This window comes from Bradyrhizobium sp. CCGB20 (assembly GCF_024199855.1).
Lineage (GTDB): Bacteria > Pseudomonadota > Alphaproteobacteria > Rhizobiales > Xanthobacteraceae > Bradyrhizobium.
In genome coordinates this window covers 5,664,369-5,679,011 of sequence record NZ_JANADN010000001.1, presented here as the reverse complement: position 1 = coordinate 5,679,011, position 14,643 = coordinate 5,664,369, and the positions used below count along the sequence as shown (strand labels likewise).

The window sequence follows — 14,643 nt, the reverse complement described above, 5'->3', positions numbered from 1 at the left end:
CGGACGCGTCACGACGCGGCGCGTCCGTGCCATTCTCGAAAGCACCGCAATAGGGCGGATCGACCAAATGAGGCATCGATCGCCGGCTTTGGCGGAGGAAATGACATGCGAAGCAGATATCTCATCGCGGCAATCGTCACGTTCGGCGTGCTGACCACCGTTCATGCCCAGGCCGGTAACTCGGCCAGCGTGCTGCAATTCGGTACCACCAACAACTCCTTTATCTCGCAGAGCGGCGGCACGAACAACAGCGCCACCACGATGCAATTCGGCGTCACCAATACCGCGACCACCTTGCAGACGGGCTCGCTCCTCACCGTCAACACCTCGGTGATCGGGCAGGGCGGTACGACCGCGACGTCGTCCAACACGGCGCTGGCCGGCCAGGTCGGAGGCTTCAATTCGAGCCTGATCGGCCAGATCGGCGGCAACAACGCGGCCGGAGTCGGCCAGCTCGGAATCCTGAACGGTTCGACGATTCTTCAGCAGACTCCGTGAGGCCGTCATGAAACGTCTCTTGAAACGTCTCCTGGGAAGTGCGTGCGCCGCAATGTTCGCTCTGTGCTCGGCCGGTGCCGGATCGGCCGGTGCCCAGACCGCTGACATCAAAACCATCGTGTCAGTCGGCGGACCGCCGGTCGTGCTGAACCAGAACAGCCAGCTCAATATGGCGGGTGTGTTCATGATCGGCGGCAGCACCGGTGCGACAGTGACGCAGAACGGCACCAACAATGCCACGGGCGTCCTCCAATTCGGGGGGACGAACTCCGCGTCGATCGGGCAGGCCGGGATGAACAATTTCGCCTTCGTCGGTCAGACCGGCCAGTCGGCGACGAGCCTGATATCCCAGCTCGGCGCCATGAATACGGGGGCGGTGGCGCAGTTCGGCGCGGTCAATGCCTCGACGATCGTCCAGACGGGTCCGTAAGGCGAGCACGAACGGTGCCGTCGAGAGCGAACGGGGAAACGCGATGCGAAGTGGCAGACAAGTCCTGAGGCGCGTGTTCGCCCTGGCGGCATTGCTTGCGGCTGTCGGTACTGCGACGCAAGCGTGCGCCGGATCCGTCCAGCGCAGTGTGACGAACCGGAACGTGAGCATCGAAACGGTCGTGCAGTTCGGCGACAACGTACAGCCGGTCACGATCGAGGAGAACAGCCGCATCAATATCGCGCGGGTGATCCAGATCGGCGGGACCGGTACGGTGGACGCGACCATCATCCAGAACGGCACGCGCAATTATGCTAACGTGATCCAGGTGGGCGGCACGACGAACGCGGCCATCGGTCAGTCCGGCCTAAGCAACACCGCCGATATTACCCAGATCGGCAATTCCACCAACGCGCTCCTGCTCCAGATCGGGGACATGAACACGGGAGCGGTGAGGCAGTTCGGACGTTTCAATTGGCTGGCGATCTTCCAGTTCAGCCGATGATGGAGGTGTGACATGCGGTTGCTCCTGCTTGCATCCGGAATAGGAATCATCAGCGCCGTCGCGATGGCGCCGGCCGGGGCCGGCGACGGCCACACCACAGTGGTCCAGGACGAGAACGGGACGGCGTCGATCACGCAAAGCGGCGATCCCGCGCAGGCCGAGGTCAGGATCGACAAGGAGCCGGGGCGCACCACGATCTATCGTCGCAGCGGCGGCAACACCGCCATCGTGACTCAGGGCACCGGAAATGCGAAGGACATGCTCGACTGGCTGCGCAAGCAGCAGGGCCGCTGACGCACGAAGGCCCACCGCCTGCGCAAGACGGTGGGCCTCGACGCGATCGGGCACTACCAGCTGCGATATCTGCCGGTCAGCGTGCCGTTGTTGTTGCCGTCGGGACCGACGTCGCCCTGCGTCGAACTCGGCGTCGGATGGTTGGTGCCGTTGAGCGCGCCATACGGTCCCGCCGTGCCGGGATAGTACATCGCGCGCGGCTGAACCGGTTCATAGCCGGGGCCGCTCCGCTCCCAACCCACACGCGGTCCGTTCCAATCGTAGCCCTGTGCCGACGCGGCAGCCGTGCCCGCGATAAGGGATGCCGCGATCAGGCTGAGAACCTTTGACTTGTTCTGCATCCGGGATGCTCCTTGCTTTTGGTCGGAGCCAACGGCCGCAGTGCGGGAGCGTTCCGGGCGTCATCGGCTGAAGCGATCAACTCCGATCAACTGGTTATGAAGTCGCGGTCCACGGAACGAAGTGCCTGACATGAGGCGGGAATCCCGGGCGTCTTGCCGCACATTGTTCCGCGTTAATCCCGTGCCTTAACCAACAATTAATTATACGTTTGCGGGTGGGCGACAGCCCGGCCTAGCGTGCGGTGGGGAGCCGCCGAAGCCAAACGAGTTGGTGCGTATCATGATGTCCAGATCATACGGGGCGTTATTCGCCTCACTCAGCGCAGCCGCGCTGCTCCTTGCCCCCAGCGACAGCTTTGCACGGCCCGGCGCCACCGCGGCGCATGGGCTCGCTGTCGGGCCTTCCGGCGGGGTGGCGCGTCCGCCGATGGCGCATGGCGGCAGGTTCCGCGGCCGTAACACGCCCTGGGTCTACTGGCCGGGCGGTGGCGGGTTCTTTTACGACAACGCAGGCTACGGTCAGCCCTTCGCCGATCCCGGGCAGCCGGCCTCCACCGACGTGCGCTACACCTACACCTATGACGTTCCCTGGGATTGGACCCATCGCTTCCCGCCGAACGTGGTGCCGTCAGACCGGCCCTATGTGCCGAGCTGCCCGACGGAGCAGGTGACGGTGCCGGGCCGCGGCGGCGGCGAGCACACCGTCAACATCATGCGCTGCTACTGAGCGGCGTATTGGGCTTCTTGCGCATGATCTCTTCGGAAAACCGCTTCACACTTTTCCGGATCATGCTCTAGCCCAGCTCAAAACTGGTCACGCCGAACACGCGGTCGATCCGCAGCGGCGGGATCGGCCCAGTGTACATCCGCGCCGTCTCGAACACCGGCCTGAGCCCGAACGATTCCGCGAGCGCAATCGCCTCGCGATTGACGGCGGGGACGTCGAGGAAGATGTCGCCGCCACCTGCGCTTGCCAGCAGGGCCTGCACGATCGCTTCTGCCGCTGCGCGGTCGTCGGCGACGAGCGGGCCGATCTTGTGGCCGGTCCGGCAGGGCCGGATCACGCCCCATGCGGCAAGCTGTCCATGACGCAGCAGCGCTGCGCCGAGATGGCCTGGCGTGTTGATCCAGGCGCGCAGGAAAGCGCTTCGCGCGGCTGGGAAGACAGTCGCGTCGTCGGCTTCAACAAGCGCGAACGGGATATTGTCGAGCGCGACGATATCGGCAGGTGGATTCGGCGGCGCGGCGACGATGCCGCCGTAGCGGATATTGGCGTAGGCAAGCTGGAAACCGGATTTTTTGTAATTGTCCTGCTGCGCCACGACGCCGTCGAGGCCGATCACGCGCGAGCCCGCATGTGCGATCGCCGCGTTCCAGATGCGCAGGCCATGGCCCGCGCCGCGAAAGCCCCGGCGCACGATATAGAAGCCGAGGAAGGCGAAGCGATCATCGTAGTTGACGCAGGAGACGGTTGCGACCGGCTCGCCGTCGATCTCGCCGACGAAGAAGCCTTTTGCGTCCGGGGTCGCGAAACAGGCGGCATCGCCGAGGCCCGGATTCCAGCCCTCGGCGGCGGCCCAGTCGACGGCGATGGCGATCTCCTCGGGGCGCAAATTGCGGATCTGCAAATCGCTCATGACGAATGCCTTCCAACGGTGGACCTGCCGGCAGGTCCGGCGGTAGAAGGCCTCATGATAGGCCGGGCCGGCGGCTCGCCTCAACTCCATCGCAAGGGATCACGGTCATGGCAGCACAGAAGGTCGCACTCGTTACTGCGGGCGGCAGCGGCATGGGGGCAGGGGCGGCGCGGCGGCTCGCGGCAGACGGCTTTGGCGTCGCGATCCTGTCGTCCTCCGGCAAGGGCGAGGCCCTGGCGGCCGAGCTCGGCGGTCTCGGCGTCACCGGCTCCAACAAGTCGAATGACGATCTGAAGCGGCTCGTCGACGGCGCGATGGCCAAATGGGGGCGCATCGACGTGCTCGTCAACAGCGCGGGCCATGGACCGCGCGCGCCGATCACGGAGATCACCGACGAGCAATGGCACACCGGCCTCGACACTTATCTGCTCAACGTGATCCGGCCGACCCGGCTGGTGACGCCGGTGATGCAGGCGCAGAAGAGCGGGGCCATCGTCAACATCTCGACCGCCTGGGCGTTCGAGCCGAGCGCGATGTTTCCGACCTCCGCGGTGTTCCGCGCGGGCCTTGCCGCCTTCACGAAGATCTTCACCGACGGCCATGCCGCCGACAACATCCGCATGAACAACGTTTTGCCGGGCTGGATCGACAGCCTGCCGCAGACCGACGCGCGGCGCGACAGCGTGCCGATGAAGCGCTACGGCAAGGTCGAGGAGATCGCGGCGACGGTCGCATTCCTCGCCTCGGACGGTGCGGCCTACATCACCGGGCAGAACATCCGCGTGGATGGCGGGTTGACGCGCTCGGTGTGAGATCGCGCGCGGATTCGAGTCGCCGCTCTCGCGCACTTGTCGTGATGCGACGTTCACTTGCTTCGCGCGCCGCTGCGGCAGCGGCGATGCGTGGCGATCGGGTCACACTCGCCACGCGTCTTGCGCGATAAGTCACTGACTGCGTCACAGTCCATACGAACTGCGCTGCAGACCGAGACGAGTGGGCAGTGCACCTCCTATTCCCAGGCTGCGCCGGATGCCTCCCGTCCGCGCGCATTCCGGAACGCGAGATCAATCGCGTGGGGCAAGGAGACTGGAATGAAGAAGTTTTTTCTGGCGGTCGCTTCGATTGTGTTAGGCACCGCATCCGTGCATGCGGCCGACCTCGCGGCGCAATACACCAAGGCGCCGGTGATGGCGCCGGCCTACAACTGGACGGGCTTTTACGTCGGCGGCAATGTCGGCGGGCAGTGGGGCAGCGCCGATCCGACCACCTCGACGGTCTGGTCGCCGACAGGCTATTTCGCCACCAGCAGCGTCCCCGCCATCAACACGGTCGGCGCCCAGAGCGTCAACAGCTCAAGCGTGACCGGCGGCTTCACTGCGGGCTACAACTGGCAGGTCAATCACGCCGTGCTCGGCCTCGAAGGCGACATCAACTATTTCGGGTTCAAGGGCAGCGCGACCGGTTCGGCGGTCTATCCCTGCTGCGCCCCGACCGCCTTCACCGTGTCCTCGCAAGTCTCGGCCGACTGGCTCGCCACCATCCGCGGCCGCATCGGTTTCCTCGCGGCTCCGACCTGGCTGCTCTATGCCACGGGCGGCGCGGCGATCGCCGAGGTGAAGGGAAATTTCAACTTCACCGACACCTTCTCGCTGGCGACGGAGTCGGCCGCGATCCGCGACACGCGCCTCGGCTGGACCGCGGGCGTCGGCACCGAGTACGCCTTCGGCGGCGGCTGGTCGCTCAAGGCCGAGTATCTTTACGTCGATCTCGGACGCGCCACGGCGACCAGCACCAATCTGGTCGGCTTCGGAGGAGCGGTGCCGTTCCCGAGCAACGTCTACACCCACTCGGTCGACCTCAAATCCAACATCGTGCGCGTCGGCGTGAACTACAAGTTCGGCGGACCTGTCGTCGCCAGATACTGAGCTTTATCCCGTTCCTGATCTGGCGTGGAAAGCCCCGGCTCTGCCGGGGCTTTCTGTTTCGAGGGACGGATTCAGTGCGAGGCCACGAGCTTCGCCAGCGTGGGCAGGATCCTGTAGCGAACGATCTCGTGCGGGTATTCGCCGCGATTTGCGAGCAGGACGAAGCCAATCTGCCGGGCAGGGACGAGGCCGAGATAGCCAGAGGCGTTGTTGAGGCCGCCGGGCTTGTCGATGATGGTGACCCCGGGCAGGCGCACTGTCTCCCAGGCCATGCCTTGTCCGAATTTCTCGTCGACGCGGAAGGTCTCGCGCTGCGTCATCCGCAGCGCCTCGCGCAAGTGCGGATCGACCGAGCGGCCGTCGACGCAGGCCGCAACGAAGGTCGCGAGATCCCGCGGGGACGAAAACATCTGGCCGGTGCCGGGAAAGTCGAAATAGCTCTGTTGATTGCCGGGCGGTCCGATCGCCACGCCCTGATCCGAATAGCCTTGCGCGACGCGCTGCATCCAGGCCGCGTCCATGATGGCGCGGTTGTCCTCGCCGCGCTCCGGCAGCGAGGTCGCATTCATGCCGAGCGGCGCAAGGATGCGCTCTTCGAGCAGGGTTGCGATCGGAGCGCCGTAGCAGCGCTCGAGCACGAGCTGAAGCAGCACGTAACAGGCATGGCTGTAGACGCGCTGCTTGCCGGGCGCTTCGCCGGCCGGCGGCTTCCAGGCGTTGAACATGTCGATGAACTGCGCCTGCGTGAAGGAGTCGTTCGGCCATGGCGGATGGTCGGTCGAAAGCAGCATGCCGGACGTGTGCGTAGCGAGCTGGCCGACGGTGACGCGGCGGACATAGTCTCCGGTGAGCTCGGGCAGATATTTCGGCAGGCGATCGTCGGGCCGCAATTCACTCCTGAGCGAGCCGAGCGCCACCAGCGTCGCCTCGAACGGTTTGCGCAGGGAACCAAGGTTGAACAGCGTATCCGGCGTGACCGGTCTGCGCGTGGCGTCGTCGGCAAAGCCGTAGCTGAAGAACTCGACATAGCGGCCGGCATAGAGCGCGGCGGCGAGGCCGCCCGGCTGGTCCGGCGTCGCGGTCGGCGCCAACTCGTTGGCGACGATGTCGCGCAGCTGCGCGATCATGTCGGAATCCGCGGATGCGCAGCGTGGCCAGGCGATCGCCGTCGCGAGGGGAATAAGCGCAGCCCGGGCGAGGGCCCGCCGGGTGAGGTGCGATGAGTTGACAACAGACGGCACGGCTCTGACGCATGATGCGATGCGCCCCCGAATCTCTTTTAGCGGGGAGGGCCGCGCCTCCCAATTCACGATTGCGCGTTGTGGGTTCCTCATCGCGGGTCGCGGCTTCGCTCCATCCGGGCGACAAGTCGGAAAAATATAACTTAGCTCATCGGCTAACAATCATTGACGCCGGACGGCGGCGGGCGTATAGTTAGCTTCATGGCTAACCAATTGTCCCGGCTCGACCAGATCTTCGCCGCCCTTGCCGATCCCACACGGCGGGCGATCGTGATGCGGCTCTGTGCCGGCGAGGCGTCGGTCGGCGAGCTTGCCGATCCATTCGAGATGGCGCTGCCGAGCTTCATGAAACACATCCATGTGCTGGAGACGAGCGGGCTCGTTCAGTCGGAAAAATCCGGCCGCGTGCGCACCTGCCGCCTCAGTCCGGACGCGCTCCTCGGCGCGGAGGACTGGTTCCAGCAGCAGCGCGCGATCTGGGAGGCGCGGCTCGACCGGTTCGAGGCCTACGTGATGAAACTGAAGAAAGAGAAGGAAGGCGCGGCCGCCAAGCGACCGTCCCGCACAACCAAACGGAAAGGTTCTGAGTGATGACGAATTCCAATGCCGCCCTGTCGCAATGGTCGCTCGACCGTGAGATCGTGATGTCGCGCGTGATCGACGCCCCGCGCGATCTGGTGTTCGAGGCATGGTCCGACCCAAAGCACCTGCCGCAATGGTTCGGGCCGAAGGGCTTCAAGGTCGAGACCTTCGAGATCGACGTGCGCGTCGGCGGCGTCTGGCGCTTCAACATGATCGGCCCGGACGGCACGGTCTATCCGAACCGCATGCGCTTTCGCCGCATCGAGCGGCCCTCGCTGATGGAGATGGATCACGGCACCGACCAGGATGACGATCCCGGCATGTTTCGCTTCACCGTCACCTTTGCCGAGCAGGCTAACGGCAAGACGGTTCTGATGATGCGGCAACTGGCCTCGAGCACCGAGCAGCGCGACGGCATGATCGGTTTTGGTGCCGTCGAGTACGGCTACCAGACGCTGGACAAGCTGGCAGCGTATGTGGGCGGGATGAAGAAATAGAGTCCCCGCGTTATTCCGGGGGCCTCGAAGAAGCGCCCCGGAATAAGCTCGAAAACGCAGGGGAGAGCAGTCGCCTTCGCGAATATGACAGCGCGCAGGCCAATTATGACAGCGCCATAACGTAGATTTTTGTCGCGTCGTGCTGCCGGAATATGACAGAATTGCTACCGCTAGATGTCATATCGATTACGGCGGAGCGATTCATGTTGCAGTGGCAGGCGCGGTCAAATCCCCTCGCGTGGTGGTGGGGGTCCCTGACGCTGGTCAGTGCCGCCAATATCCTCGTCTGGTTCATGCTGTATCGCGAGTTCTATCCGACGCCCGCCGACAGTGTCGGCGGCGGCTCCGATATCGGACTGATGTTCCTGCTCTGCGCGGGTTATGTGTTTGGCTGCGCGTTCCGCTCGTTCCTGCCGCGCGCCGACGTGCAGCGCATCTGCCTGTTCGATACCTGGCTCTCCAGCGTCTTCGTCGGCCGCACGGTCGCGACCGTGGCCGAACTGTGCTTCGTCGCGCAATGGGCGATCATCCTGCATCAGCTCGGGGGCATGACGGGCGCGGAGACCGCGGTGAACATCGCGCTGGTGATCGTGCCCATCATCATCATCGCGGAGTGCTTCTCCTGGTACGCAGTGGTGACGACCAACTTCCTCTTCAACGCGATCGAGAACTCGCTGTGGGCGGTGACCTTCTTCCTCGCCGGCATCGCGCTGTGCCGGCTGATGCCGGAATTCCAGGGCGTGGTGCGCTGGGCGCTGATGTCAGGCATCGTTGGCATCGCCTGTTTCCTCGCCTTCCTCGTCACCGTCGACGTGCCGATGTATCTCAGCCGCTGGCGGGCAGGGCATGAAGAGGGCAACAAATTTCTCGGCTTCCTCGAGGGCCTGCATGACGTCTCGACGCGCTGGGTGGTGACCCACGACATCGCGCACTGGAAGGGCGAGCTGACCTGGATGTTCCTGTATTTCAGCGCCGCCGTGTGGTCGAGCCTCGCGCTCTGCGCGCTCTACGCGATGGAAGGCTATCTCACGCGTTATCTGGCCTGATTGGTTATTTGCCGACCAGGCTGCACTTGCTGCGGTCGAGCGGGCGGAAGGCCTGGTCGGGCGGGATGGTCGCGACCAGCTTGACGAAATCCCAAGGGCCCTTGGACTCTTCGGGCGTCTTGACCTGTACCAGATAGAGATCGTGCACCATGCGCTGGTCCTCGCGGATGCGGCCATTGGGTGTGTAGGCGTCCGACACGGGTGTCGCCTTCATCTTGGCCATCACGGCCGCGCTGTCGTCGGAGTCGGTGTCCTTCACGGCCTGCAGATAGTGGCGCACGGCGGAATAGACCCCGGCCTGAATTTGCGAGGGCATCGCCTTGCGGCGTGCGTAGAAGGCATCGGAGAACTTCCGGGCTGCGGGCGAGACATCCTCGAAGAACGAGGTGACGATGAGATCGCCGCGGGTGGCCTTCAGGCCGACCGACTCGATGTCGACGTTCTGGAACGACATCGGCACGATCTTCATGCCCTGGTCGGCAAGGCCGAATTCCTCCGCCTGCTTGATCGCGGTGGCGTTGTCGCCAGCGACATTGATCGCGAGGATCTTTGCGCCCGAAGACTGCGCCTGGAGCAGGAACGATGAGTAGTCGGGCGTGCCGAGCTGCGCCTTGACGCTCCCGGCGACCTTGCCGCCGAGCTCGGTGATGCGGGCGCGCGCGGTCGCCTCGATCGAGTGGCCGAAGGCATAGTCGCCGGTGATGAAGAACCACGGCTCCTTGCTGGTCTGCATGATGCCCGAGACCACTGCGGTTGCGGTGGAATAGGCGTCCTGGGTCCACTGCACGCTCGATGGCGCGCAGGCCTCATCTGCGAGCTGGTTGGCGCCCGCGCCGGAGACGAGGAAGATTTTTCCGTTGCCGCGCACCAGCTCCTGCACGGCGAGCGCGGCGCCGGAGCTGCCGCCGTCCGCGATCGCCTGCACGCCGTCGCTGAACCATTTGCGGGCGAGCGAGGCCGCAAGGTCCGGCTTGTTCTGGTGGTCGGCCTGCAAGATCTCGATCGGCTTGCCGTTGATCTTGCCGCCGAATTCCTCCGCCGCCATCCGCGCTGCCTCGACCGAGCCGGGGCCCATGGCGGTCGCGAAAATGCCATTCATGTCGGTGAGGACGCCGATGCGGATGGCATCGCCCTTGATCTCGGCGCGCGCAGTGGTGCCCGCGAGCGCCAGCGTGATCAGCAGGATGGCGGTGGACGTCGTGCGGATTGTGGCCATGGCGTTTCCTGATTTTATCGTTGATTGATCGGTAGCGGTGGTCACGCCGGCTCGGCGATGACCTTGTTGCGCAAAACTCCAATGTCGGAGATTTCGACTTCGACAGTGTCGCCAGGGCGCATCCACAACGGCGGCGTGCGCTTGGCGCCGACGCCGCCCGGCGTGCCCGTCACGATGACGTCGCCGGGGACGAGCGGGCAGATGGTCGAGATGTAGGCGATCAGCTCGGGAATGGCGGTGATCAGCAGATCGGTCGTGGTGTCCTGCACCACGGTGCCGTTGAGGCGTGTCTGCAGGGTGAGCCTGGACGGATCGGGGATCTCGTCCGCCGTCACGAGCCACGGGCCGAAGCTGCCGCTCTCGGCAAACGTCTTGCCGGAGAGGAACTGGCTGGTGTGGCGCTGCCAGTCGCGGATGCTGCCCTCGTTGTAGCAGGAATAGCCGGCGATATGGTCGAGCGCGCGGCTCGCCGGGATGTGGCGGCCTTCCTTGCCGATGACGAGCGCAAGCTCGCCCTCATAGTCGAAATCGTCGCTCACCTTCGGTTTTACGATGGGTTGGAGATGGCCGACCTGGCTGCAGGGGAAGCGCACGAACAGGGCCGGCTTCTCGGTGACGGTGCGCCCGGTTTCGGCGACGTGGTCGCGATAGTTGAGGCCGACGCAGATGATCTTGCCGGGATCGGGGATGACGGGTGCGAAGCTGATCTTGTCGAACAGATGATCGGGCGCCGTGGAGGCGACCAGCTTGGCCGCTTCGGCAACGCGACCCGCTTCAAGCAACTGCCGCAGCGTGGTGCAGGGTGCCATGCGCGTGCCGAGATCGACGACGCCGTTGTCCTTGACGGCCCCGAAGGAGGCGCGGCCGTTGGCGATGAAAGAGAGCAGCTTCATGAGATGTCCTTAAGGGGTGTTCGGTCAGGCCGCGGACGGCACGTGGGTTGGAGGCGTGATTGCGGCGACGAGCCGGTCGAGCTCGGCATCGTTGCGGGCGGCGCCGAGGACGTAGCGGTCGGGGCGGACGAGCGCGGCGGTGATACCGTGCTCGTGGAGCCAGGGCCCGATACCCTCGGCATCGTCGCTGGTCAGGATTTTGATTCCTGCATGCGAGAGCGCGAGACGTGAGGCGAGCGTGGCCGGGGCCTCGACAAGCAGCGCATGGCTGTAGCCGATCCGGTCGTCGCTGCGGCGGCCGTCCTTCAGCTCGAATTGCGGCGCGAGATGCCCGGCGAGAGGCAGGTCGCCCAGCGCAAGGCCGGGGCCGAGCAGGGGCTTCTTCACCTCGAGTTTGACCGGCGCGTTCTCGCGCACTTGCCCGGCGGCGAGGCCCGTCTCGATCGCCTTGGTGTTGATGACGCCACCGAGGCGGATGGCGAGTTCGATGAACTCGCGCACATGCGGCTGGCGTTCGCTCTGATAGGTGTCGAGCAGATCGGCCGCGGCGCCACCGCGGATAACCGCAGCAAGCTTCCAGGCGAGGTTCGCAGCATCGCGAATGCCGGCGCACATGCCTTGGCCGAGGAAGGGCGGAGTCTGGTGTGCGGAATCGCCCGCGAGAAGCAGCCGGCCGCTGTGCCACTGCTGTGCGATGACGGAATGGAAAGTGTAGACCGCCGCACGCTCGAGCTCGGCATCGTCAGGCGTGACCCAACGCGACAGCAGCTCCCAGACCTTTGCCGGCTCCGCGACCTCGTTCGAATTCTCGTCGGGGAGAACCGTGATCTCCCAGCGCCGCCGTGCGCCGGTGCCGCGGACATAGGTTGCCGGCCGCCGGGGATCGCAGTGCTGGAGGCTGTAGTCGCCGAGGTCGTCGCGCTCGCGCGTGAGCAGAACGTCGATCACGAGCCAGCGCTCGTGGAAGCCGAGATCGTCCATGCCGGAGCCGATGAAGCGGCGAACGAGAGAACGCGCGCCGTCGCAGCCGACGACATAAGCAGCGCGGACCTCGGTGAGCCTGCCGTTGGAAAGGTCCTCGTAGCGGACGCGCACGCCGGTCTCGTCCTGATCGAGCGCGAAGACGTCGCAGCGGCTCCGCAAGGTGACGTGCGGCCAGCGCGCAAGGCCGCCGAGCAGCACGTCCTCCAGATCGGGCTGGTGGAAGCGGTAGCTGAGATTCCAGCCCATCGGCGTCAGCGTCTGCGGCCGCGACCAGTCCAGCAGCATCTTGCCGTCGGCGTCGAGGAAGAGCATCCCGGGGCTGAGGATGGTCTGCGGCAGGATCGCATCGGCAAGGCCGATGGTCTGGAATACGCGCATGCATTCGTCGTCGAAATGCACCGCGCGGGGCAGATGATAAGTCCGCGCCTCGCGCTCCAGCGCCAGCGTCCGCACGCCGCACAGGCCGAGCAGATTGGCCAGCGTCGCGCCGACCGGGCCGCGGCCCACGATCACGACGTCAAACTCTTCGAAGGCGGATTTATCTTGCATGGGGCTATCTCTTCCCCAGGTGGTGCCACGCCTTCAACGCCGCCGTGCCAAGTGTCCGCCCAGCGGACGGCCCCTAGACCTCGACCGGAATGGCCGAGGCGGTCTCCTGAAGCTGGCTCGCGAACTGCGCCACCGCTTCCTCGATGCCCAGCGCCGAGCGGATCCAGATGATGGAGATGCAGCCGAACACCGCGCCGTTCCGCACGATGGGGACGGCGATCGACGCCGTCTTCGGATTGTATTCGCCCTCGCTGCGGATCGCGTAACCCCGCGCGGCGGTCTCTGTGATCATTTGGGCGAGGCGGCCCTCATCGAGGAAAGGGCGGTCGTCAGCCTCGTCGATGCGGCGGAGATGATTAACGATCAGATCGCGTTCGCGCGCGGAGCAGGCGGCGAGATAGGCGCGTCCCGCCGACGTCCGCAGCATCGGCAGGCGCTTACCGATCATGCCGCGGTCGATCGAGAGCGGGCTGCGGGAATGGGTGGTTTCCTGCACCACCATCGCGGCGTTCTCGTAGGTCGAGAGGTCGACCGGCCAGACCAGGGTCTTGCTGAGTTCTGCGAGATAAGGTGCGGCCGCCTGGCAGATCACCACGCCGGGATCGTAGCCGTCGCCGAGGCTCAGGGCGAGCCGGGTGACGCGAAAACGGTCGTCGCTGGCGCTGCGGGCGACATAGCCGAGTTCCTCCAGCGTCTCGAGCAGGCGATAGACGGTCGGGCGCGGCAGGTCGAGTGCGCGGGCGACGTCGCCGGCGCGGATGCCTCCGGAGCGGTTGACCTCCTGCAGCACGTCCAGCCCGCGCTTGAAGGCGCGCACACCCTCCGACTGCCGGGGCTGCCCGTTCCGCGTCCGCTCCTTGGACACTTCGTATTTCCTCCCTTGTGGCCGACTGCTGCGCGATTATCGTCTTTGCGAACGCGACGCGATTGCGGGACGCCACCGTAGGAGCGCGCGCGGCCGGTATCAAGTTCGCCGCAGTGCGGCGAACGCGATGCCTTCGGGAGGAATTCGATGGAAATCACCGCGCTCGGCTATATCGGGATCAATTCATCAGAGCTCGACCAGTGGGGCCGGATGGCGACCGGGCTGCTCGGCATGCAGCAGGTCGATCGCGGTGGCAAGATGCGGGCTTTCCGCATGGACGATCGCAAGCAGCGGCTGATCGTCGACGGCAGCAGCGATGCTGGTTTGGCGGTGATGGGCTGGGAGGTTCCGTCGACCGCCGAGCTTGACCAGTTGGCGGGGCGGCTGGAAAGCCATGGCGTCAAGGTGACGCGCGGCTCACGCGCGCTGGCCGACAAGCGGCAGGTGACCGAGCTGATCGCGTTCACTGACCCCGCCGGCAACCGGCTGGAGGCTTTTTGCAAGCCGGAGCTTGCGAGCGAGCCTTTCAAGCCGGGCCGGCCCATCTCGGGTTTCCGCACCGGTGCGCTCGGCATGGGGCATGTCGTGCTCAATGTCGAGGACGTCGAGCCGCTGGTGCCGTTCTATCGCGACGTGCTCGGCTTCCACGTCTCCGATTTCGGCCTCAAGCCCTATGGACTCTACTTCTTCCACGTCAACGGCCGTCACCACTCCTTTGCGATGGTCGGCTCGGGGCGCAAGGCGCTGCATCATTTCATGGTGGAACTCGGCAGTCTGGACGATGTCGGGCAGGGCTACGACCTCGCGCAGATGGACGACGGCCGCATCGCCTACACGCTCGGCCGGCACACCAATGACCACATGACGTCGTTCTATGTGAACACGCCGTCTGGCTTCTTCATCGAATATGGCTGGGGCGGGCGCGTCATCGAGCCTGCGACCTGGCAGCCGCACGAGACCTTTGACGGGCCCTCGCTGTGGGGCCATGAGCGGCTCTACATGCCCGAAGAGCAGCGCAAGCGGCTGCGCGACATGCGGCTCGATGCAGCGGCCCGCGGCGTGCGCGTCGCTGACCCGCGCGTGCCGCCGCTGAACTGCGCGTGGCTGGACCAGGTGATCGCGCGGGAGTGATCCGCGGCC

The 14,643-nt window shown here is 65.4% G+C and carries 18 protein-coding genes; 11 read left to right on the top strand and 7 right to left on the bottom strand.

Annotated features, from left to right (window positions below; genetic code table 11):
* The first annotated feature begins 105 nt into the window (after positions 1 to 105).
* The 4 genes from NLM15_RS26540 to NLM15_RS26525 all read left to right on the top strand — a co-directional run bounded on the left by NLM15_RS26540 (position 106) and on the right by NLM15_RS26525 (position 1,727).
* Entirely contained in the window at positions 106 to 498 is a 393-nt protein-coding gene (locus NLM15_RS26540) for a curlin (protein ID WP_254120372.1), read from the top strand.
* A gap of 7 nt (positions 499 to 505) precedes the next feature.
* Positions 506 to 928, top strand: coding sequence for a curlin (locus NLM15_RS26535; RefSeq protein ID WP_254120371.1), 423 nt, complete (start codon positions 506 to 508; stop codon positions 926 to 928).
* A gap of 163 nt (positions 929 to 1,091) precedes the next feature.
* Positions 1,092 to 1,433, top strand: a complete 342-nt coding sequence (locus tag NLM15_RS26530) for a curlin (RefSeq protein WP_254120370.1) — start codon at positions 1,092 to 1,094, stop codon at positions 1,431 to 1,433.
* 12 nt (positions 1,434 to 1,445) lie between these two features.
* Positions 1,446 to 1,727, top strand: coding sequence for a hypothetical protein (locus tag NLM15_RS26525; RefSeq protein ID WP_254120369.1), 282 nt, complete (start codon positions 1,446 to 1,448; stop codon positions 1,725 to 1,727).
* A gap of 53 nt (positions 1,728 to 1,780) precedes the next feature.
* Here NLM15_RS26525 and NLM15_RS26520 read toward each other — a convergent pair whose 3' ends face one another.
* Positions 1,781 to 2,068 (bottom strand): hypothetical protein, encoded by a 288-nt coding sequence (locus NLM15_RS26520; protein ID WP_254120368.1) that lies wholly within the window; start codon positions 2,066 to 2,068, stop codon positions 1,781 to 1,783.
* A gap of 280 nt (positions 2,069 to 2,348) precedes the next feature.
* Here NLM15_RS26520 and NLM15_RS26515 point away from each other — a divergent pair, with 280 nt between their 5' ends.
* The gene (locus NLM15_RS26515) at positions 2,349 to 2,795 is read left to right on the top strand and encodes a hypothetical protein (protein WP_254120367.1); all 447 of its coding nucleotides are present in this window, start codon (positions 2,349 to 2,351) and stop codon (positions 2,793 to 2,795) included.
* A gap of 67 nt (positions 2,796 to 2,862) precedes the next feature.
* Here NLM15_RS26515 and NLM15_RS26510 read toward each other — a convergent pair whose 3' ends face one another.
* Positions 2,863 to 3,705 carry a GNAT family N-acetyltransferase gene (locus NLM15_RS26510; RefSeq protein ID WP_254120366.1) on the bottom strand — a complete coding sequence of 281 codons (843 nt, stop codon included), beginning with the start codon at positions 3,703 to 3,705 and terminating at the stop codon, positions 2,863 to 2,865.
* 107 nt (positions 3,706 to 3,812) lie between these two features.
* On the opposite strand from NLM15_RS26510, the gene NLM15_RS26505 reads away from it, so the two are divergent.
* Positions 3,813 to 4,517 carry an SDR family oxidoreductase gene (locus tag NLM15_RS26505; RefSeq protein ID WP_254120365.1) on the top strand — a complete coding sequence of 235 codons (705 nt, stop codon included), beginning with the start codon at positions 3,813 to 3,815 and terminating at the stop codon, positions 4,515 to 4,517.
* 279 nt (positions 4,518 to 4,796) lie between these two features.
* Positions 4,797 to 5,630, top strand: a complete 834-nt coding sequence (locus NLM15_RS26500; protein ID WP_254120364.1) for an outer membrane protein — start codon at positions 4,797 to 4,799, stop codon at positions 5,628 to 5,630.
* Positions 5,631 to 5,701: 71 nt separating this feature from the next.
* Here NLM15_RS26500 and NLM15_RS26495 read toward each other — a convergent pair whose 3' ends face one another.
* Positions 5,702 to 6,757, bottom strand: a complete 1,056-nt coding sequence (locus NLM15_RS26495; RefSeq protein ID WP_254120363.1) for a serine hydrolase — start codon at positions 6,755 to 6,757, stop codon at positions 5,702 to 5,704.
* A 315-nt stretch (positions 6,758 to 7,072) separates the two neighbouring features.
* Between NLM15_RS26495 and NLM15_RS26490 the strand changes: the two genes are divergently transcribed.
* From NLM15_RS26490 to NLM15_RS26480, 3 genes are all read left to right on the top strand, one after another.
* Positions 7,073 to 7,462 carry a helix-turn-helix transcriptional regulator gene (locus NLM15_RS26490; RefSeq protein WP_254124424.1) on the top strand — a complete coding sequence of 130 codons (390 nt, stop codon included), beginning with the start codon at positions 7,073 to 7,075 and terminating at the stop codon, positions 7,460 to 7,462.
* Complete coding sequence (locus NLM15_RS26485; RefSeq protein WP_254120362.1) at positions 7,462 to 7,950, top strand: SRPBCC family protein; 489 nt, start codon at positions 7,462 to 7,464, stop codon at positions 7,948 to 7,950. The genes NLM15_RS26490 and NLM15_RS26485 overlap by 1 nt, the downstream gene beginning before the upstream one ends.
* Positions 7,951 to 8,153: 203 nt before the next feature.
* Positions 8,154 to 8,996, top strand: coding sequence for a hypothetical protein (locus tag NLM15_RS26480; RefSeq protein ID WP_254120361.1), 843 nt, complete (start codon positions 8,154 to 8,156; stop codon positions 8,994 to 8,996).
* Between the two features lie 4 nt (positions 8,997 to 9,000).
* Here the strand turns inward: NLM15_RS26480 and NLM15_RS26475 are convergent, their stop codons facing one another.
* The 4 genes from NLM15_RS26475 to NLM15_RS26460 form a co-directional block, all read right to left on the bottom strand.
* Positions 9,001 to 10,212 (bottom strand): ABC transporter substrate-binding protein, encoded by a 1,212-nt coding sequence (locus tag NLM15_RS26475; RefSeq protein ID WP_254120360.1) that lies wholly within the window; start codon positions 10,210 to 10,212, stop codon positions 9,001 to 9,003.
* Between the two features lie 41 nt (positions 10,213 to 10,253).
* Positions 10,254 to 11,105: a fumarylacetoacetate hydrolase family protein gene (locus NLM15_RS26470; protein ID WP_254120359.1), complete on the bottom strand. Its 852-nt coding sequence runs from the start codon at positions 11,103 to 11,105 to the stop codon at positions 10,254 to 10,256.
* Positions 11,106 to 11,129: 24 nt separating this feature from the next.
* Complete coding sequence (locus NLM15_RS26465; RefSeq protein ID WP_254120358.1) at positions 11,130 to 12,638, bottom strand: bifunctional 3-(3-hydroxy-phenyl)propionate/3-hydroxycinnamic acid hydroxylase; 1,509 nt, start codon at positions 12,636 to 12,638, stop codon at positions 11,130 to 11,132.
* Positions 12,639 to 12,711: 73 nt separating this feature from the next.
* Positions 12,712 to 13,503, bottom strand: coding sequence for a DNA-binding transcriptional regulator (locus NLM15_RS26460; RefSeq protein WP_254120357.1), 792 nt, complete (start codon positions 13,501 to 13,503; stop codon positions 12,712 to 12,714).
* 147 nt (positions 13,504 to 13,650) lie between these two features.
* Between NLM15_RS26460 and NLM15_RS26455 the strand changes: the two genes are divergently transcribed.
* The gene (locus NLM15_RS26455) at positions 13,651 to 14,634 is read left to right on the top strand and encodes a VOC family protein (RefSeq protein WP_254120356.1); all 984 of its coding nucleotides are present in this window, start codon (positions 13,651 to 13,653) and stop codon (positions 14,632 to 14,634) included.
* Positions 14,635 to 14,643: the final 9 nt, after the last annotated feature.